The 19,674-nt window shown below is 44.6% G+C and carries 15 protein-coding genes; 5 read left to right on the forward strand and 10 right to left on the reverse strand.

Annotation, left to right across the window (positions count from 1 at the left end):
* Nucleotides 1-18 precede the first annotated feature (18 nt).
* The 5 genes from QVP40_RS10365 to QVP40_RS10385 form a co-directional block, all read right to left on the reverse strand.
* Nucleotides 19-1,659, reverse strand: a complete 1,641-nt coding sequence (locus QVP40_RS10365; protein ID WP_022068358.1) for a DUF1002 domain-containing protein — start codon at nt 1,657-1,659, stop codon at nt 19-21.
* Between the two features lie 320 nt (nt 1,660-1,979).
* Nucleotides 1,980-3,014 carry an XdhC family protein gene (locus QVP40_RS10370; protein ID WP_022068360.1) on the reverse strand — a complete coding sequence of 345 codons (1,035 nt, stop codon included), beginning with the start codon at nt 3,012-3,014 and terminating at the stop codon, nt 1,980-1,982.
* A gap of 491 nt (nt 3,015-3,505) precedes the next feature.
* On the reverse strand, nt 3,506-3,868 hold the full coding sequence (locus tag QVP40_RS10375; protein WP_022068361.1) for an ArsR/SmtB family transcription factor: 363 nt from the start codon (nt 3,866-3,868) through the stop codon (nt 3,506-3,508).
* Between the two features lie 58 nt (nt 3,869-3,926).
* Entirely contained in the window at nt 3,927-5,795 is a 1,869-nt protein-coding gene (locus tag QVP40_RS10380) for a heavy metal translocating P-type ATPase (RefSeq protein WP_022068362.1), read from the reverse strand.
* A 24-nt stretch (nt 5,796-5,819) separates the two neighbouring features.
* Nucleotides 5,820-6,038 carry a cation transporter gene (locus QVP40_RS10385; protein ID WP_022068363.1) on the reverse strand — a complete coding sequence of 73 codons (219 nt, stop codon included), beginning with the start codon at nt 6,036-6,038 and terminating at the stop codon, nt 5,820-5,822.
* Between the two features lie 186 nt (nt 6,039-6,224).
* Between QVP40_RS10385 and QVP40_RS10390 the strand changes: the two genes are divergently transcribed.
* Nucleotides 6,225-6,815, forward strand: a complete 591-nt coding sequence (locus QVP40_RS10390; protein WP_022068364.1) for a chromate transporter — start codon at nt 6,225-6,227, stop codon at nt 6,813-6,815.
* On the forward strand, nt 6,812-7,378 hold the full coding sequence (locus tag QVP40_RS10395; RefSeq protein WP_022068365.1) for a chromate transporter: 567 nt from the start codon (nt 6,812-6,814) through the stop codon (nt 7,376-7,378). Before QVP40_RS10390 ends, QVP40_RS10395 begins: the two co-directional genes overlap by 4 nt.
* A 138-nt stretch (nt 7,379-7,516) precedes the next feature.
* Here the strand turns inward: QVP40_RS10395 and ytvI are convergent, their stop codons facing one another.
* From ytvI to QVP40_RS10410, 3 genes are all read right to left on the reverse strand, one after another.
* Nucleotides 7,517-8,590 carry a sporulation integral membrane protein YtvI gene (gene ytvI, locus QVP40_RS10400; RefSeq protein ID WP_022068366.1) on the reverse strand — a complete coding sequence of 358 codons (1,074 nt, stop codon included), beginning with the start codon at nt 8,588-8,590 and terminating at the stop codon, nt 7,517-7,519.
* 5 nt (nt 8,591-8,595) lie between these two features.
* On the reverse strand, nt 8,596-9,984 hold the full coding sequence (rlmD, locus tag QVP40_RS10405; protein WP_022068367.1) for a 23S rRNA (uracil(1939)-C(5))-methyltransferase RlmD: 1,389 nt from the start codon (nt 9,982-9,984) through the stop codon (nt 8,596-8,598).
* 110 nt (nt 9,985-10,094) lie between these two features.
* A complete protein-coding gene (locus tag QVP40_RS10410) occupies nt 10,095-10,316 on the reverse strand; it encodes a hypothetical protein (RefSeq protein WP_138271598.1) in 222 nt (73 codons plus the stop codon).
* Between the two features lie 261 nt (nt 10,317-10,577).
* On the opposite strand from QVP40_RS10410, the gene uraA reads away from it, so the two are divergent.
* From uraA to QVP40_RS10425, 3 genes are read left to right on the forward strand one after another with little or no spacing between them, the layout of a single operon-like run.
* Complete coding sequence (gene uraA, locus QVP40_RS10415) at nt 10,578-11,828, forward strand: uracil permease (RefSeq protein WP_138271591.1); 1,251 nt, start codon at nt 10,578-10,580, stop codon at nt 11,826-11,828.
* 23 nt (nt 11,829-11,851) lie between these two features.
* The gene (locus tag QVP40_RS10420) at nt 11,852-14,248 is read left to right on the forward strand and encodes a CDP-glycerol glycerophosphotransferase family protein (RefSeq protein ID WP_022068370.1); all 2,397 of its coding nucleotides are present in this window, start codon (nt 11,852-11,854) and stop codon (nt 14,246-14,248) included.
* Nucleotides 14,249-14,272: 24 nt separating this feature from the next.
* The gene (locus tag QVP40_RS10425; protein ID WP_022068371.1) at nt 14,273-16,405 is read left to right on the forward strand and encodes a glycogen debranching protein; all 2,133 of its coding nucleotides are present in this window, start codon (nt 14,273-14,275) and stop codon (nt 16,403-16,405) included.
* Nucleotides 16,406-16,527: 122 nt separating this feature from the next.
* Here the strand turns inward: QVP40_RS10425 and QVP40_RS10430 are convergent, their stop codons facing one another.
* Both QVP40_RS10430 and araA read right to left on the reverse strand, forming a co-directional pair.
* Entirely contained in the window at nt 16,528-18,132 is a 1,605-nt protein-coding gene (locus tag QVP40_RS10430; protein ID WP_022068372.1) for a xylulokinase, read from the reverse strand.
* A 38-nt stretch (nt 18,133-18,170) separates the two neighbouring features.
* On the reverse strand, nt 18,171-19,670 hold the full coding sequence (gene araA / locus QVP40_RS10435) for an L-arabinose isomerase (RefSeq protein ID WP_022068373.1): 1,500 nt from the start codon (nt 19,668-19,670) through the stop codon (nt 18,171-18,173).
* Nucleotides 19,671-19,674 lie beyond the last annotated feature (4 nt).

The raw sequence follows: 19,674 nt of genomic DNA on the forward strand, positions 1-19,674 counted from the left end.
CAGCCTCCATATGCAGGATTATTCCATTACTTCTTCCTGTGTGGTTTCAGCAGAAACGCTGCTCTCTCCATACAGATTTTCAAAGAATTTCATAGTGTCACTGTAGAGTGCCTGTCTTGTCTCCGGTGTTTCATTTACCAGAATGTCATCCTCAGCCGGATCCAGTTCCATACTGAAGATCAGTCTCATCTCTGCATTTACCATGTTCAGCTCTGCTGACAGATATATGTCTGTATCAGCCGGAACATAGCTCATTCCTCCATCTTTCAGTACCTTGATATAGGATTCCAGTACCTTCTGAGTCAGATCTGCACCAACCTCCGGTGTAATTGTAACTGATGCCATGGCATCCTCTCCCATTACACTCTGAAGAGAAGCCGTATCTCCCTCATACTCTCCCTTACAGAAGCTTTTTGCCTGTTCAAAGGATGCTTTTGCTTCTTCACTTAAAGAATCTGTATTCAGAGGATCTTCTGCTGTATTTTCCTCCGGTGTCACACTCATGTCATCCTGGGCTGTTCCGTCAAGAACAGTTCCGTCCTCTGTGGCTTCAGGAATCTCCTCTGTATTTTCTTCCGGAGCTACAGCCATATCATCCTGGGCTGTTCCGTCAAGAGCGGTTCCGTCCTCTGTCGCTTCCGGGATTCCTGTTTCTTCATCAACTGCGCCGTCCTCGCCTTCCACAGCCTCTCCCATGGTTTCTTCCTGAAGAGACGGATCCTCTGTGGAGCTTTCTTTAATGTCTTCACCAAGAGCGTCCGGATCTACATTCTGTGTAATATCTTCTCCGTCTGTACTGTCCTCGTCTACCAGATTGTCATCCTCTGCATCAACTACGCCGTCATCCTGAGCTGTTCCGTCAAGAACAGGATCATCTGCAGCTTCTTTATCCAGATTCTGCTGGATATTTTCCAGAGTCTCTTTCATCTGCTCGATATCGTAGCTCTGCTGCGCGATCTCCTGAAGAAGAGCAACGATCGTTTCCATTTCCTCCTGGCTTAAAGTAACATTATTCTGAACAGCAATGTTGTTTACAATATTATAAATTTCATCTGCGTTCTGGATATTATCGCCAATGATCTGAAGCTTTGCCTGATTGATGATATTGGTCGCATTATCGTTTCCTACCTGCTGCGCAAGATCACCGGTCACCACAACCTCTTTTGTTGCAAGATCTTTTTTGGTGCTGTCAAGCTTCTGTCCGCTTGCGCTTTCGTATGCCATGATCACACCTGTCAGAGCGCCTGTTCCGGATACTTCATAAGGGCATGCCGCAACAGCTTCACAGTTGGTTACTCCTGCAGTAGAAAGTGCATTGGCGATCATATTTCCGGTTACATAATTCAGATTTGCAGTACGGACCTTGATTCCGCCTGACTGTGTAGGTTTTACATAAGCGCAGCTCAGGGTTCTTGTTCCGATCTGCTCCAGCGGGATATAATCTCCCAGATGCTCTCTTTCATCCTGATTGGTGATAGTAAGGATCTGAACCTGGCTGGCATCTGTTTTAAAATAGCGCATCATGGTATCCTTCTGATCCTGGGTAAGGTCTGCGCCAAGTGTTACAACTCTGGCTGAATCTGCCATAGCCGGAACCGCACCTCCGGCTGTCAGACACAAGCTGCAAAGTAATGCTGCGATCACACTTCTTTTTTTCATAATCCTGTCCTCCGTTTAATTAAAAGTAAAATATACTGATACTGACATTCTGATATTCTCTGTTCCGTTTACAGTTTTGCGGAACCTGCTGTGAGTTTTATTATAACACACCTTCCGGCATATTTGTATTCCATATTTTCTCACGGCAGTTATATACCCTTAAAACTGCCGTTTCCCTTTTTGGCGCCATACGGCATTCATTTCCTGCTATAGAATCATCTGAATATATCAGAAAATCTTCCTGTTTATTCCATAATGTCCGCAACCCTGTGATAATATCTCCACTCCGCAGTCTGATCACTGTATTTTCGGATACACGCTTACAGTACTTCCAGAAAAACCCTGATCCTTCCTCCACAGACGAGCCCCTCCTCTTCTGCCTCCTGTCCGGACATGTCCTCAAGCACAAGACGGCTTTGGGGTTTTTCCTCTTTCAGCATATGAAGACACTGATTCCGGATGCGGCTTTCCATACATCCGCCTCCGATCGTACCAACGATTCTTCCGTCTGAAAGTACTGCCATCTTTGTTCCGATTTCTCTGGGAGCAGAGCCCTGCCTTGCCACAATAGTCGCAAGAGCCTTTTTCTGCTCCGGATAGCTTTCCCCTGTCAGGCATGCCAGAAGTTCTTTATCATATCCGCCTGTTTTTTTTATACTGTTTTTTACCATAATCAGTTCTGCTACTATGGAGACTGCAATTTCCTCCGGAGTCTCCGCATGAATGGAAAGTCCTACCGGCGTATGGAGAAGTTCTACCTCACTTTCCGGAAATCCCTCTTCCACCAGCTTTTTTTTCAGAAGGATCCCACGCTTCCGGCTTGCCATCATTCCCACATATGCCCGTTCCTTTTTCAAAATTGCAGTAAGGCAGATTCCATCATACCGATGGCCTCTTGTAACAACCAGAAAATAAGTATCACTGCCTCCAGGAATTTTTTCCAGGGCTGAAGCAAAATCATCACAGATTACCTGATCTGCCCCTGCCGCCCGGGCCTGATCCGCAAAAAACGGACGATCTTCAAGCACAGTCACATGAAACCCTGTATGTTTTGCCAGAATTACTGCCTGCTGCGCCACATGACCTCCGCCACAGATCACAAGCTTTCCGGGTTTTCCCAACAGTTCCACAAAAATCCGGCATCCGTCCGCTTCAATAATACTGCTTTGCTCTGTCTCTGCCAGCCGGCTTATCAGCTCTGGTGAAAGCCTGTCTTCTCCGCTTTCGGCCACAAGCCTGCCCTCAGTAAAAAAAAGTCGTTTTCCTGTATTTTCTCCTTCTATTACTGTGGCCAGCATATTTTTATTCTTCTCCATATGGTCTGCCATAATCTGATACAGTTCCTGATTCTTCACCCGTTTTCCCCCTTAATCATAATGCTGAACTTCACAAAACTGTGTACTTTATCCTTTTCTGTCTGTTGCTTAACAGAAGAAACCAGTTCCTCTTCATTAAATATGGTCACTATTCCCCATAACCTGCTCAGAATACATCCCGGATTATCTGCTGTAAATGATCAAATTATAAAGTACACATTCTCGTTATTCTGTCTTTGCAGGATGCACATATATAGTTTAAAATTTATTCGTGTCCGTATATTATTGTGCAAAATTCTGTACTGCCTTATTTAGCGATATAAATTTTAATATTTATTCACTTACAGTTACCTGTTTATTTTATCATACATCCACTGAAAAATCAGTATGGAATGTACGACTTTCCCGGCAGACAAAAAAGGATCCCGGATTCTTTGCGAACCCCTGATCCTTCTTTTTACAGGCTGTGGTTTCACAGCCTCTTTTCTGAATTTTCTGTTGCTGTAAGAAATATAAACAGCAGCTTATCTCTACTCCAGTATATGTTCCCTTCCCTGGGCGATCATTGTTCGTACATGATCGTCTGCCAGAGAATAAAACATGGATTTTCCTTCTCTTCTGTTCTTTACCAGACGGCTCTGTTTCAGGATCCGAAGCTGATGGGAAACTGCCGACTGGGTCATATTCAACGCTCTTGCCAGATCACAGACACACACCTCTGTCTCAAAAAGAACAAACAGGATCCTGATTCTGGTAGGATCTCCGAAAACCTTAAAAAGCTCTGCCAGCGAATCCAGTTCTGTCTCATCAGGCATTGTCTCATCCACAATCTTTAAAAGCTCCTCATGAATTTCCTCTGTATCACAGCACAGACTCTCTTTTGTTTCTGCCATGTAATTTCCCTGCCTTTCCTTTTTATCATATCACATGCAGGGATTTTCTGCACGGGTATTATAATTTTTTTACAAACAGCGCGCGAATAGCATTCAGAACTGCAATTACCATAACGCCTACATCTGCAAAAATAGCAATCCACATATTTGCGATTCCCACTGCGCCCAGAAGCAGGCACAGAATCTTGATTCCAATAGCAAAATAAATATTCTGGTAAACGATCCTCATACATTTTTTTGCAATCCTGACTGCCTTTACTACTTTCAGAGGATCATCGTCCATCAGAACCACATCTGCCGCCTCAATGGCAGCGTCTGAACCCAGAGCTCCCATTGCAATTCCGATATCTGCCCTGGAAAGAACTGGGGCGTCATTGATTCCGTCACCTACAAATGCAAGCTTTTCTCTGGGGTTCTTTTTCTCCAGAAGCTCTTCTACTTTTGTTACTTTATCAGCCGGAAGCAGCTCACTGTATACCTGGTCTACTCCCGTTTCTGCTGCTGCCTGCTGAGCGACCCGGTCAATATCACCTGTCAGCATTACTGTTTCACGAATACCTGACTTCTTCAGCTCTGCTACCGCAGCTTTTGCAGTTGGCTTCAAAACATCTGCAATCAGGATATGGCCTGCATAGGAACCGTCAATGGCAACATGGACAATGGTTCCTACTTGATGACACTCCTTAAAGGCAACTCCCAGCCGCTCCATAAGCCGGCTGTTTCCGACTGCAACGGGAATCCCGTCCACTCTGGCTGTCACGCCGTTTCCGCTGATCTCTTCAATGTCCTCTACACGGGTACGGTCTATTTCTTTTCCGTAAGCTCTCTGGAGACTCCGGCTGATAGGATGGGAAGAAGAACACTCTGCCAGAGCCGCATATTCCAGGATTTTATGGTCTTCCATTACATTGTGATGCACACCGCAGACCTCAAACACACCTTTTGTCAGTGTTCCTGTTTTATCAAACACCACATATCTGGTCTGAGCAAGAGTTTCCATATAATTGGATCCCTTTACCAGTACACCGGCATTGCTTGCTCCGCCGATTCCTGCAAAAAAGCTGAGGGGAATACTGATCACAAGGGCGCAGGGACAGCTGATTACCAGAAATGTCAGCGCACGGTAAACCCAGTCTCCCCACTGGGGATCCAGTCCCATAAACATCAGCCGGACAAGCGGCGGAAGAATTGCCAGCGCCAGCGCACTGTAACAGACTACAGGCGTATAATAACGGGCAAATTTGGATATAAAATTTTCGGATCTGGATTTCCTTGAACTGGAATTCTCCACCAGATCAAGGATTTTGGAAACCGTAGATTCCCCAAACTCTCTTGTGGTGCGGATTTTCAGAACACCTGTCATATTAATGCATCCACTGATGATCTCGTCGCCCTCTTTTGCATCTCTGGGCAGGCTTTCTCCTGTAAGAGCGCTTGTGTTAAGCGTTGTTTTTCCCTCTGTGATAATTCCGTCAATGGGAACCTTTTCTCCCGGCTGCACTACAATGATACTGCCGATCTCCACTTCATCAGGATCTACTTTTTCCAGACTTCCGTTTCTTTCTACATTGGCATAGTCCGGACGGATATCCATAAGCTCGCTGATATTCCGGCGGCTTTTTCCCACCGCGTAGCTCTGAAACAGTTCCCCGATCTGGTAAAACAGCATAACTGCTGTTCCCTCTTTAAAATCTCCCAGACAGATGGCGCCCACTGTAGCTACTGCCATGAGAAAGTTTTCATCAAATACCTGTCTGTTTCTGATTCCCTTCCATGCTTTTAAAAGAATATCATATCCGATCACCAGATACGGAATCATGTACAGAACTGCCCTTAGATACCCCTGAACAGGTACCAGAGACAACGCTGCAACCATTATTGCTGCAATAAGGATACGAGTCAGCATTTTTTTCTGTTTTTTGTTCATATCCGCACCTTATCCTTTCACTTATTACAGATAGATCTCACAGTCATCTTCCACTTTTTTACAGTTTTTCAGAACCTCTTTCATAACAGCCTTCGGATCCTGTCCGTCCTCAAATTCCACGTTCATTTTTAACATCATAAAATTCACAGTGGCATCTTTTACTCCGGCTGTTCTTTTTGCAGCCTCTTCCATTTTGTTTGCGCAGTTTGCACAGTCTACTTCGATCTTATAGGTTTTCTTCATTTTTTATCTCCTTTTCGTTTACGTTTTATCATATGAACAGTTATTCATATGTTTGTTTATATTATATACAGGAAAAAGGAAAAAGTCAATTACTTTCTGTTTTATTTCACCGGTATTTTCAAAAAGTGTTTCTTCCTATATAATAGTCTTATTCAAATAACTGATTACCTTAAAAAGGAGACTTCCATGGATACACCTCTCAGGCATCAAAATCTTAAAAAACTGAAAACTCTTTTTCTTTCCACTTTATATATCAGCGCTTTTACCTTTGGAGGCGGATTTGTGATCGTGGGATTTATGCGCAGAAAATTTGTCCATGATCTTCACTGGATCGATGAGGAGGAAATGCTTGATTTCGCAGCTCTGGCTCAGTCCTGTCCCGGAGCAGTAGCTGTAAATGCCGCCATTTTAATAGGCTGGAAAATCTGCGGATTTGCAGGAATGCTTACTGCTGTTCTGGGAACCATTCTCCCTCCTATGATCATTCTTTCAGTGATCTCCTTGTTTTATTCCGCCTTTGCCTCCAGCCCTCTGATATCCGCTGTCCTTCACGGCATGGAAGCCGGAGTTGCCGCCACAGTTCTGGATGTTGCCTGCGACCTTGGCTTGGCAACTGTTAAAACAAAAAGCAGCCTTTCCGTTTTTATTATGGCAGGGGCTTTTGTTCTGAATTTTGTTTTTCATGTAAGCGTCATCTATATTATTCTGGCTGCTGCAGTCATTGGGACTGTCAGGCTTCTGATAATCCGGCGCTTTCACAGGGAGGTATCCAGATGATCTATATACAGCTTTTTTTCAGCTTTCTGAAAATAGGACTTTTCAGTGTAGGAGGTGGCTATGCAGCTATTCCGCTCATCCAGAGTGAAATTGTAAACGGTCACGGCTGGCTCAGTATGCAGGAATTTACCAATCTTATCACGATTTCTTCCATGACCCCCGGCCCTGTGGCAATTAATTCTGCTACTTTTGTAGGACTTCGTATTGCCGGACTGCCCGGAGCTGTAACAGCCACTCTTGGCTCCATTTTTCCTGCCGTTATCCTGGTTTCCCTTCTTTCACTGATTTACAGAAAGTATAAAGGAACCACTGCCATTGATACAGTTCTCGGATGTCTGAGACCTGCTGTTGTGGCTTTGATTACTGCCGCAGGCCTTTCTCTTATCCAGACCGCATTGTGGGGAGAGTTTCCTGTGTCTCTCTCTTCTGTTGACTGGATCAATGCACTGCTTTTCCTTGGAGCCTTTTTCATTCTCAGAAAGTGGAAGTGGAATCCCATCCTTGTTATGTGCCTTTGTGGGGCAGGCGGTCTTATTTCTTTTCTGGCCGGTAAGTTTTTCTGATATTTCATATTTTCTGAACAAAACAACTTCACGGAACCAGAATAAAACAGGCTGATCCTGTTTTCCCCTGAATCAAAACAAATAAAAGAGCTGTGTCCCAGGGCCACAGCTCTTTTATATTTCTTCTTGTATATATTTTTATAATTTTTCCATCAGTTCTTCCCTGCTGAAATTCACAAGTACAGTCAGGGCTACCGGAAAGGCAACCAGCCCCACCAGACCAAAAAGCTTCAGTCCCAGGAAAAGCGCTGCCAGTGTTGCCAGAGGATGCAGCCCGATCTGCTTTCCTACAATTCTTGGCTCTACCATATTTCTCACAACAAGGATCACCAGATACAGAATCAGTATCCCCACTGCCAGTCCATGTTCTTTCATAATAAAAAGAATTGCCGCCCAGGGAAGAAGCACACCGCCGGTTCCCAGAACCGGAAGAATATCAAACACTGCAATACACAGGGCCAGAAGCGCCGGATAAGGCATTTTCAGAAGGAACATTCCGATGCACAGCTCTGTAAAGGTCAGAAGGAACAGAAAGCTGTAGGATCTGATATAAATAAACAGAACGTTTTTTACATAGGATTGTCCTTTTTCCACCAGCGCTACCTGTTTCGGTGTCAGAAGCTTCTTAAAAAATGCAATAATTCCATCATAATCCCCAACAAAGAAAAAAGTTGCCACAACAGTGATCACAAGCTTAATAACAAATCCCGGTACTCCGCTGATCCCTCCGGATATGATCTGTACAACTTTTACAGACAGACTGGATACATAGGAGCCCAGATTATTTGTCATTTCCTCAAAGGAATTTTCAATGGTATTTGCCACAGAAGGATGTACCGATGTCATGGACTCCTCCAGATAATTGGAAATTGTCTCAAATACCGGAACTATTGTAGTATTATAAAAATGCGGAACCTGCCGTATCAGATTTTCCACTCCGTCCAGAAACTTCAGACTGGCCCAGGCTGCCAGCAAAAGCAAAAGCCCGTAAAATACAGCACAAAAAACAATAGACAAAAGCTTTTTCTGCTTTTTTGATACCTTGAACTTCCTTACCGGTACCTGGATCAGAGCCGCTACCAGAAAAGCAATGATAAACGGCATCATCGGTGAAACCAGATATTTGCATCCGACCCATACAAGTACCGCAATCAGGGCATAAAATACAACGTTTATAATAAATTTTTTCTTTCGCTCCACTTTGTTTTCCATGCCTATCACTCCCTGACAAATACCGCCACAGCCTCCGTCCAGACTGTCTGACAGAACTGATCTACACAGCAGGCTTTTTCCAGACGATAGCCTGCATGAAGAAAGGTTTCCATATCTCTGGCAAGACTGGTGGCCTTACAGGATACATACACAATCCTCTTTACCCCATAGGAAAGGATTTTCGGAAGCGCTTTTGGATGAATCCCCTCTCTGGGCGGATCCAGAACAATCATATCCGGCTTTACCTCCAGGTCATCAAGAACCTTCAGTACGTCTCCCGCAATAAAACGGCAGTTGGACAGCCCGTTCAGAGCAGCATTCTGTCTGGCTGCTTCCACTGCTTCTTCTACAATCTCCACACCGATCACTTCTTTTGCTACCGGCGCCAGAAGCTGGGCAATGGTTCCGGTTCCGCTGTAAAGATCAAAGACCTCCATGCCTCTTGCATCTTCAACATATGTGCGGACAATCGAATACAGAACCTCCGCCGCCAGGGAATTTGGCTGAAAAAAGGAAAACGTACTGATCCGGAATCTCAGCCCCAGGAGAGTTTCATAAAACCAGTCCTGACCATACAGGATTCTGGTCTCGTCACTTTTTACCACATCGGAAAGAGAGTCATTGATGATATGCATGATCCCTACAATTTTTCCTTCCAGAGGCAGTGCAAGAAGAAGATCCTTTAAAGGTTCCAGATCATGCTCCTCCTGACTTGTAGTTACCAGATGGATCAGAATTTCTCCTGTAGTTACCCCTCTTCTCAGAAGCAGATGACGCAGATATCCTGTATGCTGCATTTTTTTATAATAGGGTACCCCTTTTTCCAGAAAATAATCACGCACACAGGTAAGAATATCTGTCATGTCTTTATGGACCAGTTTGCAGTCGTCTGTATTTAGCACATCATAGGTACTTCCTTTTTTGTGAAGTCCCAGAGACAAAGGCCCGTCCTTATATTCATCTCCAAAAGAAAATTCCATTTTATTTCTGTAACAGAACTCTTCCGGACTTCCATGGATTCCCTCCCACACAAAATCTGCTTTTCCATTCAGGTCTGTCTGTCCTTCCTTTACCAGGACTTCCTCCAGAAGCTCACGAATCTGTCTTTCCTTCATATGAAGCTGCTCTTCATATGGCATTGTCTGGTACATGCAGCCTCCACACTGGGGAAATGAAGAACATACAGGCTCTCTTTTTTCCAGAGGTGATTTTTCCAGTACCTCCAGAATACGGCCCTGAGCTCTTCCTGAACGTTTTTTCTGAATAACAAAGCGGATCTTCTGACCAGGCATTCCGTTTTTTACAAGTACTTTCTGATCCTCCACCATTACATAACCTTTATTGGGAAAATCCACTTTTTCTATGATTCCTTCGTATATCTCGCCTTTTTTCATATAATGTCTATCCTTAATATCTCCTTTTCTGTGATTCTCAGGTATGGCATGTTTTTTGCCCAACGGACCTGCAAGAAAACAGCCCCGGTATCAACCGGAGCTGTCGGTTTTTATTCTTCCTCATCCTCAAAATAATCGTCAAAATCATCATCGAAATCTTCTTCAAAATCCTCCAGATAATCCGGAGCGAAGAAACGGTAAACGGCAAACGCGATTCCTGCTACTGCTGCCACAGCACCAATGATCGCCAACACCCAGAGGACTGTATTTTTCTGTTTGTCGTCTTCCTTTTTCTTTAAAACTGCCAGCAATTCTTCGATTTTTGTATTCATATTCATATGCACACCATCCTCTCTTTCTTTATCGGCATCCATGCTGCCGTTACGCAGGTCAGACATCCGAATACTCTGCCCGCACTGTTTTCCTGTAAGCTATAGTATATCACTATCCTGTGGATTTTACCATAAGATATGTAAAATTTTAGATTTTCTTAAGTTATGACTGATTGTTATGAATTTGAATAGTATTCCCCTGTCTCCTATGCTATAATAATTCCGATTACATCGTGTACTCACGAGAAAGAGAGGAAAAGAGTGGAAAGACAAATTATCCAAGTAGAAGAAAAAGTACCTGTAAAACTGTTGATACCATTGAGTATCCAGCACATGTTTGCCATGTTCGGAGCTTCTGTGCTGGTTCCTTTTATGTTCGGAATCAATCCGGCCGTGGTACTTCTGATGAACGGTGTGGGAACGCTGCTGTTCATTCTTATCACAAAGGGAAAAGCGCCTGCCTATCTGGGATCCAGCTTCGCATTTTTATCCCCGGGCCTTCTGGTTGCAGACAAGTTCGGTTATGAATATGCACTGGGCGGATTCGTGGTTCTCGGAATCGCCGGAATGATCCTTGCACTGATCATCCGCCGCTGCGGAACTGACTGGATCAACGTTGTTCTGCCTACAGCCGCTATGGGACCTGTTGTGGCCCTCATCGGACTGGAGCTTGCAGGAAGCGCTGCCAGCACTGCCGGACTTCTGGATGACAAAATTGACTCCAGAAACGTGATCGTATTTCTGGTGACTCTGGGAGTGGCTGTATTTGGCCAGATTCTTTTCCGAGGCTTCCTGTCTGTTATTCCGATTCTGATCGCGATCATTGCCGGATATGCAGCAGCAGGCTTCTGCGGCATTCTGGATTTCACGGCAGTAAAAGAAGCTTCCTTTTTTGCTCTGCCCAACTTCCAGGCGCCGTCCTTTAATATTGAAGCGATCCTGACAATTCTGCCAGCGCTTCTTCTGGTTACCTCAGAGCATATTGGTCATCAGATCGTTACCAGTAAAATTGTAGAAAAAGATCTTCTGAAAGATCCAGGACTTCACCGTTCTCTTTTTGCAGACTTTTTCTCATCTACCCTTTCCGGTCTGGTAGGCTCTGTTCCTACTACCACTTATGGGGAAAACATTGGCGTAATGGCAATGACAAAAGTCTACAGCGTACAGGTCATCGGCGGAGCAGCCGTACTTTCTATCTGCTGTTCCTTCCTTGGCAAGCTTGCAGCCCTGATCAACACCATCCCGGGGCCTGTTATTGGCGGAATCTCCTTCCTGCTGTATGGAATGATCGGAACCTCAGGTCTTCGTATGCTGGTAGATAATCAGGTGGATTACGGAAAATCCCGGAATCTGGCGCTGACTTCTGTGGTATTTATTGTAGGACTTTCCGGAATCGCTCTGAATCTGGGAAATGTAAAACTTACCGGAATGGTTCTTGCCTGTGTGGTTGCCATGATACTGAGCCTTGTATTTTATGTACTTGATAAACTGCATCTGACAAACGATCTGTAAAATATTTTTAAGGCGGTGATTTTATGCCATCATTTATATCCAAAGTAAAGAAAAAACTCAAAAGTGGAGCCTGGTATCCATTTTATAATACTTTCTATGAAAAAGTTCCTGTTGACAAAAAAGAAATTCTTCTTGTTTCACGAAGCGGCCTTGCGCTGGAGAGCAATATCCTTGCTATTTTAAAGGAACTGAATCAGCCGGAATATAAAGAATTTTATAAAGTCCTGGCTGTTCAGAAAAACAAAAAAGAGCAGATTCAGAAAAAACTGGAACGGTACGGGATCTCAGTAGATAAATTTGTTTACACCAGAGAACCCTCCTATTACTATCATCTGGCAAAAGCCGGATGGCTGATCAATGATACTACTTTCCCCGGCCGCTACATAAAAAAAGACGGTCAGACCTATCTGAATGTATGGCACGGAACACCGCTGAAGCGAATGGGACAGGACAATCCGGAGGAACGGTATGATACCGGAAACGTAATGCGGAATCTTCTTCAATCTGATTATCTTGTATTCCCTAATCTTTATATGGAAGAAAAAATGTCCGGAGCATATAATCTGAAAGAGCTCTATCAGGGGACTGTTCTTCATGAAGGCTATCCCCGCAACTGCATATTCTTTCATCCTGAGCAGGGTACAAAACTGAAAGAACTTCTCGGATATGCCGGCACACAGCTGAGTATCTATATGCCCACTTTCCGTGGAACCTCCTCTTCCGTGCAGGAAGAGGATTATGTAAATCAGATAAAAGACTATCTGAACCGCATTGATATACTGCTTCATGAAAATCAGATCATGCTGGTAAAGCTACATCCATTTGTACAGAGCCAGTTGACATTAGATTCCTACCATCATATCCGTCTCTTTCCAGAAGGATATGACACTTATGAAGTTCTCAATGCCTGTGATGTGCTGATTACAGACTACTCCAGTGTCATGTATGATTTTGCCGTTACCGGCCGCAGGATCCTGCTTTTTGCTTATGATCTTGAATACTATCAGGGAAGCAGAGGAATGTATGAAGATATCTCTGATTACCCCTTCCCACTGGTACGTACACCTGATGAGCTGGTAAAAGAGCTGAATACTGATTCCGGACATCCGGATGATGCTTTTCTCCAGAAATACTGCACTTTCGAACAGACAAATGCAACCAGAAATATCTGTCATCATGTTCTTCTGGGAGAAAAAATATGTAAAAGTACATCTATGCCCGGCACAAAAAAGAAAAAAGTCCTTATTTATACAGGCAGCCTTCTCCCTAATGGGATTACCACTGCCTTTTATAGCCTTATACATCATTTGGATCCATCCTCCTGTGAATACTATATTGTTTTCCGAACCCCTTCTATAAAGGATCATCCGGAAAAACTTAATAATATCCCAGAGGGATACCATTTCTATCCACTTGCCACTGAGATGAATCTTGATATACTGACTGCTGCTGCTCAGATTCTTTATATGAACTGGGGGATTACAGCTTTTGGCATTGGCAAACGCCTTGATCACGCATATAAAAGGGAATGGAAAAAACACTTTGGATGTATCTCTTTTGACCATGCCGTTCATTATGACGGATACGGAAACTATATGATTGCACTTTTTAGTTATGCCCCGTGTAAAAAAAGCATCTGGGCCCATAATGATATGGAAATGGAAATTACAAAAAAACATAATGTCAGTCGTCCTCTTCTCCAAAAAGCCTATTCAACCTATGATCACGTAATACCTGTAGGAGAGGATATAAGGGGCGCAGCAGAACGAATCGGAGGGCATCCAGAAAAAATCCAGGTCATTTCCAATTATATGGATCTTGATCTCATTCGTTCTAAATCTGAAAAACCACTTATCTTTGATAAAAATACAGAGTCCACTGTTTCCATTGAAAAACTTCAGGAAATCCTGAACAGCAGTGACCGCAAGTTTATCAATGTAGGCCGTTTTTCCCCGGAAAAAGGTCATGAGAGACTGATCCGGGCATTTGACCGTTTCTGGGTAAATCATCCTGATACCTGGCTGATCATCATTGGAGGAATGGGAAACCTGTACACAAGTACCTGTGAACTGGCAGCATCTGTGAAATCCAGCAGTCACATTATCCTGATCAAATATATGAGCAATCCCTTCCCTGTCGTAAAAGCCTGCGACTTTTTCCTGCTGTCTTCTTACTATGAAGGCCAGGTACTGGTAGTTCCTGAAGCCGATATTCTCGGTGTTCCCGCAGCTGCCTGTGATATAAACGGGGCAAGAGCTTTTATCCGGCAGTACGGAGGAACGCTTCTTCCCAACAGCGAAGACGGTCTTGTTCAGGGAATGGAAATGTTTGTTGAAGGAAAGATCCATACCATGCATGTAGATTACGAAAAAAGAAATCAGGACATACTTTCAAAATGTGAAAAACTTTTTATGGAATAGTAAAAACAGGAGGCTATTTCTATTATGAAATCCTATCATCAGAAATTTGTATCCGAAACGCCTCTGGAGGTTTATCCAACCGGAGAAATCTCCGGATTTCCGGTCAGTCCGGGAATGTTTGATCTGAACGGGGCTACTCCTCTTCAGAACGGCGTGAATTTTACCATACACACCTGTGGCGGAACAGCCTGTGAGCTTCTTCTTTTCCACCGTGAAGAGGAAGAACCTTTTGCTGTTCTTCCCTTTCCGGAGGCTTATAAAATCGGCGACGTATATTCCATGATCGTCTACGGTCTGGATATCCGGGACTTTGAATACGCCTACCGCGTAGACGGCCCCTGGGATCCTGAAAAGGGACTGCTTTTTGACAAAAAAAATATTCTTCTGGATCCATATGCAAAGGCAGTTTCCGGCCAGAGGACCTGGGGTACTCACTGGGATCCAACCTACCACGCCCGTGTTGTAAAAGATTCCTTTAACTGGGGCGATATGCCTCAGTCCAAAAAAGAACTCTGCGACCTTATTATTTACGAGCTTCATGTAAGAGGTTTTACCGTACATGAATCCTCCGGAGTCCAGAACAGAGGCACCTTTGCAGGGCTGATGGAAAAGATTCCCTATCTCAGAGAGCTGGGAATCAATGCCGTAGAGCTGATGCCTATTTTTGAGTTTGACGAAACCATGAATGCCAGAGAAATCAACGGGGAGCGTCTTCTGGAATACTGGGGCTATAATACTGTCAGCTTTTTTGCCCCCAATACAAGCTTTACCTCTGTCAATGAATACAACCGGGAAGGAACGGAACTGAAAACTCTGATCAAAGCCCTTCACGACAACGGAATTGAAGTAATCCTGGACGTGGTGTTCAATCATACTGCAGAGGGCAATGAACTGGGAAGAACCTTCTGTTTCAAAGGATTCGATAATAATATTTATTACATGCTGACGCCGGACGGCAATTACTATAATTTCAGCGGCTGCGGAAATACTCTGAACTGCAATCATCCGGTAGTACAGCAGATGATCCTGGAATGTCTCCGGTACTGGACAGTCAACTACCGTGTAGACGGGTTCCGGTTTGATCTGGCCAGCATCCTTGGAAGAAATGAGGACGGTTCCCCTATGAACAATCCTCCTCTTCTCCGTACCCTTGCCTCAGATCCTCTTCTGCGCAATGTCAAGCTGATCGCAGAAGCCTGGGATGCAGGCGGAATGTATCAGGTGGGGAGCTTTCCCGCAAGCGGACGCTGGGCAGAGTGGAACGGAAGATACAGAGATTCTCTCAGAAGCTTTCTGAAGGGAGACTGCTGGAGTTCCTGGGATGCTGCCTGGAGTATTTCCGGCTCCGGCGATCTTTACGGTATGTACAAGGATTCACAGGGGGGCAATTACGCAGGCTATAATTCCAGTGTCAACTTTCTGACCTGCCACGACGGCTTTACTCTGTATGATCTTTATTCTTATAACGAAAAGCACAATCAAAATAACGGCTGGGACAACACAGACGGGGCAAACGACAACCGAAGCTGGAACTGCGGCGCAGAGGGTGAGACAAACGATCCCGAGGTTCTGAAGCTTCGATACCGCATGATACGAAACGCCTGCGCAGTGCTTTTGTGCAGCCGCGGAACACCTATGTTCCTTGCCGGTGACGAATTCGGAAATACCAAGTACGGAAATAACAACAGTTACTGTCAGGATAACGAAATTTCCTGGCTGGACTGGACTCTTCTGGAAAAAAACAAAGATCTGTTTGAATTTTTCAGGTTTATGATTTCCTACAGAAAAGATCATCTTGTTATCCGTAAAAAACTTCCTGATGCAGTATGCGGCATGGACTCTATCCACACCCATAATGTAAACGCACAGGATATCTCCATTCCAAGAGATGCTTATACCTTTGCTGTAAGCTTTGCAGGATATGACCGTGAAAAAGGAAAAGATGATCTTGTATATATTGCGGTTAATTCCTACTGGGAAGATGTTTCCATCACACTTCCTGATCTTCACAAACGTGGATTCTGGTATCTGAGCGTCAATACTTACGGCGATGGACAGGGACGATATTTTTACCCTCAGGGGCAGGAAATACGGATTACAGGAAATTTCATTATGAGGCCGAGATCTGTAGCTATTTTTACCGGAAGACCTTATTAAAACTGTACTTTATAACTGCTTTGAACATACCTCATAGCCATGATCAGCAGTTTCTGTAACAAGACAAAAAGTTCCCGATTTTCGTACAAATGAAAATCGGGAACTTTTTTATTTTGTTATTTTTACCAGATTTCAGACTCTACTGCTGCTTTTTCAATGTTCAGACCTTTCATATATCTTTCCATAAATATATTAAAGCCTTCCACACCTTCCGGCTTTGGATCCAGAGTACTTCCCTCATTTCCGGCAAACACCCTGCTGTCCAGGAAGTCCGGAAGAGTCTCTCCCTCTTCTTTATTGATCAGATAGGAAGCCAGAAGAGCAATTCCCCAGGCGCCGCCCTCTCCTGCTGTCTCCATAACAGAAACCGGGGCATTTACAGCGTCTGCAAGGATCTGCTGTCCAACGCCTTTTGTTTTAAACAGACCTCCGTGTCCCAGAAGCCGGTCAATCTTTACCTGCTCCTTATCAAGCAGAATATTCAGGCCTACTCTCATGGCGCCAAGGCAGGTATACAGATTGGTTCTCATAAAGTTTGCCAGTGTGAATCTGCTTTCCGGAGAACGGACAAACAGAGGACGTCCTTCCTCAAATCCGGTCATATGCTCTCCGGAGAAATAACAGTAGGACAGAAGACCGCCGCAGTCCGCATCACCTTCCATAGCCTTGTTGTACAGTGTTCCAAACAGTTTGTTCATGTCCACTTCCATGCCCATAGCTTCTGCAAATTCCTTAAATACATTTACCCAGGCATTCAGATCTGAAGTACAGTTGTTGGAATGTGCCATGGCAACCGGATCTCCGGCCGGTGTTGTGACCATATCAATTTCTTTATAAGGTCTGGAAAGAGCTTTTTCCAGAACGATCATAGCAAAAACAGAAGTTCCTGCTGAAACATTTCCGGTTCTCTGTCTTACGCTGTTTGTGGCAACCATTCCTGTTCCCGCATCACCCTCAGGAGGACACATGGGAATTCCGGCCTGAAGCTTTCCGGAAGGATCCAGAAGTCTTGCGCCTTCCTCTGTAAGACAGCCTGCGTCCTGTCCTGCTACCATGACCTGAGGCATAATATCGCGAAGCTTCCACGGGAAGCCATATGGCTCCACCAGCTTATCAAACTTCTGCACCATTTCCTCGTTGTAATCTTTTGTTTCAGAATCAACCGGGAACATTCCGGCAGCGTCTCCGATTCCCTGGATCCTTTTCCCTGTCAGCTTCCAGTGGATATATGCCTCCAGAGTTGTCATATAATCAATATCTTTCACATGCTCTTCCTTATTCAGGATTGCCTGATAAAGATGCGCAATACTCCATCTCTGAGGAACATTATACTGAAACAGCTCCATCAGTTCCTCAGAAGCCTGTCCTGTGATATTGTTTCTCCAGGTACGGAAAGGAACCAGAAGCTCGCCGTCTTTATTAAACGGCATGTATCCGTGCATCATGGCGCTGACACCAAGCGCGCCCACGCTGGTAAGCTCTTCGCCATACTGTTCTTTTACATTCTCGGCAAGAGCCCGGTAGCTGCCCTGAAGTCCTGCATGAATATCCTCCAGATGATAGGTCCAGATTCCGTTTTCCAGACGGTTCTCCCAGTCATAGCTTCCTGATGCAATAGGCATGTTATTTTCATCTACCAGGACCGCCTTGATCCTTGTAGAACCAAACTCAATACCCAGAGCTGTTTTATTATTCTTTATTGAATTCTTTGCTTCGTTTACACCCATTGTAAATCCTCCCGAATTTTCCTTAGTCCTCCATCCGGTTATTTACGGAATGCAACCTCGTTCCATCTCAGTTCATTCTTAAAATTACGGATGGTTGTGTCTTTGTCAATGTATACAGCCTCAATTCCCATTGCAGCCGCCCAGTCACCCATCTGTTCCGCTGTCAGGTCATAGGAAAATGCAGTATGATGTGCGCCTCCCGCAAGGATCCATGCCTCTGCTCCTGTTGCCAGATCCGGCATCGGAGTCCAGAACGCACTTCCTACCGGAAGCTTCGGCATTGGTTTCTCTGCTTTTTTACACTCTACATCATTGATGATCAGTCGGAAACGGTCTCCCAAATCTACAAGAGAGGTGGCAATGGCCGGACCTGTTTTGGAAGTAAACACAAGTCTTGCCGGATCCTCTCTGTCCCCCATGGAAAGCGGGCAAACCTTAATGCCGACTTTTCCATCGGAAATGCTCGGACAAACTTCCAGCATATGAGACTGCAGAATTCCTTCTCTGCCGGGCACCAGATTGTATGTATAATCTTCCATAAAGGAGGTTCCCTTTGCATCCCTGATCCCTGCTGTCATGATCTTCATAAGACGGACCATCGCGGCTGTTTTCCAGTCGCCTTCCGCTCCAAATCCGTAGCCTTTTTCCATCAGGCGCTGCATTGCCAGTCCCGGAAGCTGCTGCAAAGCTCCCAGATCACCGAAATGTGTCACTATTGCCTGATAATTATTTTCTTCCAGGAAGCGTTCGAAACCGATCTCAATACCTGCCTGAACTGCCACATGACGTCTGAATTCTTCCGGGTCTCTTCCCTCAAGAAGAATGTCATATTTATTATAATATTCTTCCACTAAAACATCAATATCTGCTTTGCTTACATCTTTTACATATTCTGCAACCTCATTGACCGGATAAGCGTCAACTTCCCAGCCGAATTTGATCTGCGCCTCTACTTTGTCCCCTTCCGTAACTGCCACGTTTCTCATATTGTCAGCCACACGGCACACACGGATATGGCTGCTTTCCATGATTCCCACTGCTGTACGCATCCAGGATGCCAGCCGTTCCTGAACCTTTCTGTCTGCCCAGTGTCCTACGATCACCTTTCTCTCAATTCCCATACGCGACACAATATGGCCATACTCTCTGCCTCCGTGAGCAGACTGGTTTTCATTCATAAAGTCCATATCAATGGTATCGTAGGGAATCTCCTGATTAAACTGGGTATGCAGATGGCAAAGAGGCTTTCTGTATTCCTTCAGTCCCAAAATCCAGGATTTTGCAGGAGAAAATGTGTGCATCCAGGTAATCACACCTGCACAGTCTTCATCTGCATTGGCTTCATTAAAGGTTTTGCGAATCAGCTCATTGGTGATCAGAGTGGGTTTCCACACCAGTTCAAAAGGAAATATGCCGGATTTATTCAGCTCTTCCACAATGATCCTGGAATGTTCTGCAACCTTTCTAAGACACTCATCCCCATACAGATCCTGAGATCCTGTACAAAACCAGAATTTATAATTTCTCCCTGTCTTCATTTCA

The organism is Blautia sp. CAG:257, from assembly GCF_000433815.1.
Classification (GTDB): Bacteria; Bacillota; Clostridia; order Lachnospirales; family Lachnospiraceae; genus Blautia_A; species Blautia_A caecimuris.

What these genes read in the sequence shown, in the direction of transcription:
- QVP40_RS10390 (WP_022068364.1), top strand. Translation starts at nt 6,225, where the DNA reads ATGGATACACCTCTCAGGCATCAAAATCTTAAAAAACTGAAAACTCTT.
- QVP40_RS10395 (WP_022068365.1), top strand. Translation starts at nt 6,812, where the DNA reads ATGATCTATATACAGCTTTTTTTCAGCTTTCTGAAAATAGGACTTTTC.
- ytvI (WP_022068366.1), bottom strand. Translation starts at nt 8,590, where the DNA reads ATGGAAAACAAAGTGGAGCGAAAGAAAAAATTTATTATAAACGTTGTA.
- QVP40_RS10380 (WP_022068362.1), bottom strand. Translation starts at nt 5,795, where the DNA reads ATGAACAAAAAACAGAAAAAAATGCTGACTCGTATCCTTATTGCAGCA.
- araA (WP_022068373.1), bottom strand. Translation starts at nt 19,670, where the DNA reads ATGAAGACAGGGAGAAATTATAAATTCTGGTTTTGTACAGGATCTCAG.
- QVP40_RS10375 (WP_022068361.1), bottom strand. Translation starts at nt 3,868, where the DNA reads ATGGCAGAAACAAAAGAGAGTCTGTGCTGTGATACAGAGGAAATTCAT.
- QVP40_RS10430 (WP_022068372.1), bottom strand. Translation starts at nt 18,132, where the DNA reads ATGGGTGTAAACGAAGCAAAGAATTCAATAAAGAATAATAAAACAGCT.
- QVP40_RS10410 (WP_138271598.1), bottom strand. Translation starts at nt 10,316, where the DNA reads ATGAATACAAAAATCGAAGAATTGCTGGCAGTTTTAAAGAAAAAGGAA.
- QVP40_RS10420 (WP_022068370.1), top strand. Translation starts at nt 11,852, where the DNA reads ATGCCATCATTTATATCCAAAGTAAAGAAAAAACTCAAAAGTGGAGCC.
- QVP40_RS10385 (WP_022068363.1), bottom strand. Translation starts at nt 6,038, where the DNA reads ATGAAGAAAACCTATAAGATCGAAGTAGACTGTGCAAACTGCGCAAAC.
- QVP40_RS10425 (WP_022068371.1), top strand. Translation starts at nt 14,273, where the DNA reads ATGAAATCCTATCATCAGAAATTTGTATCCGAAACGCCTCTGGAGGTT.
- rlmD (WP_022068367.1), bottom strand. Translation starts at nt 9,984, where the DNA reads ATGAAAAAAGGCGAGATATACGAAGGAATCATAGAAAAAGTGGATTTT.
- QVP40_RS10365 (WP_022068358.1), bottom strand. Translation starts at nt 1,659, where the DNA reads ATGAAAAAAAGAAGTGTGATCGCAGCATTACTTTGCAGCTTGTGTCTG.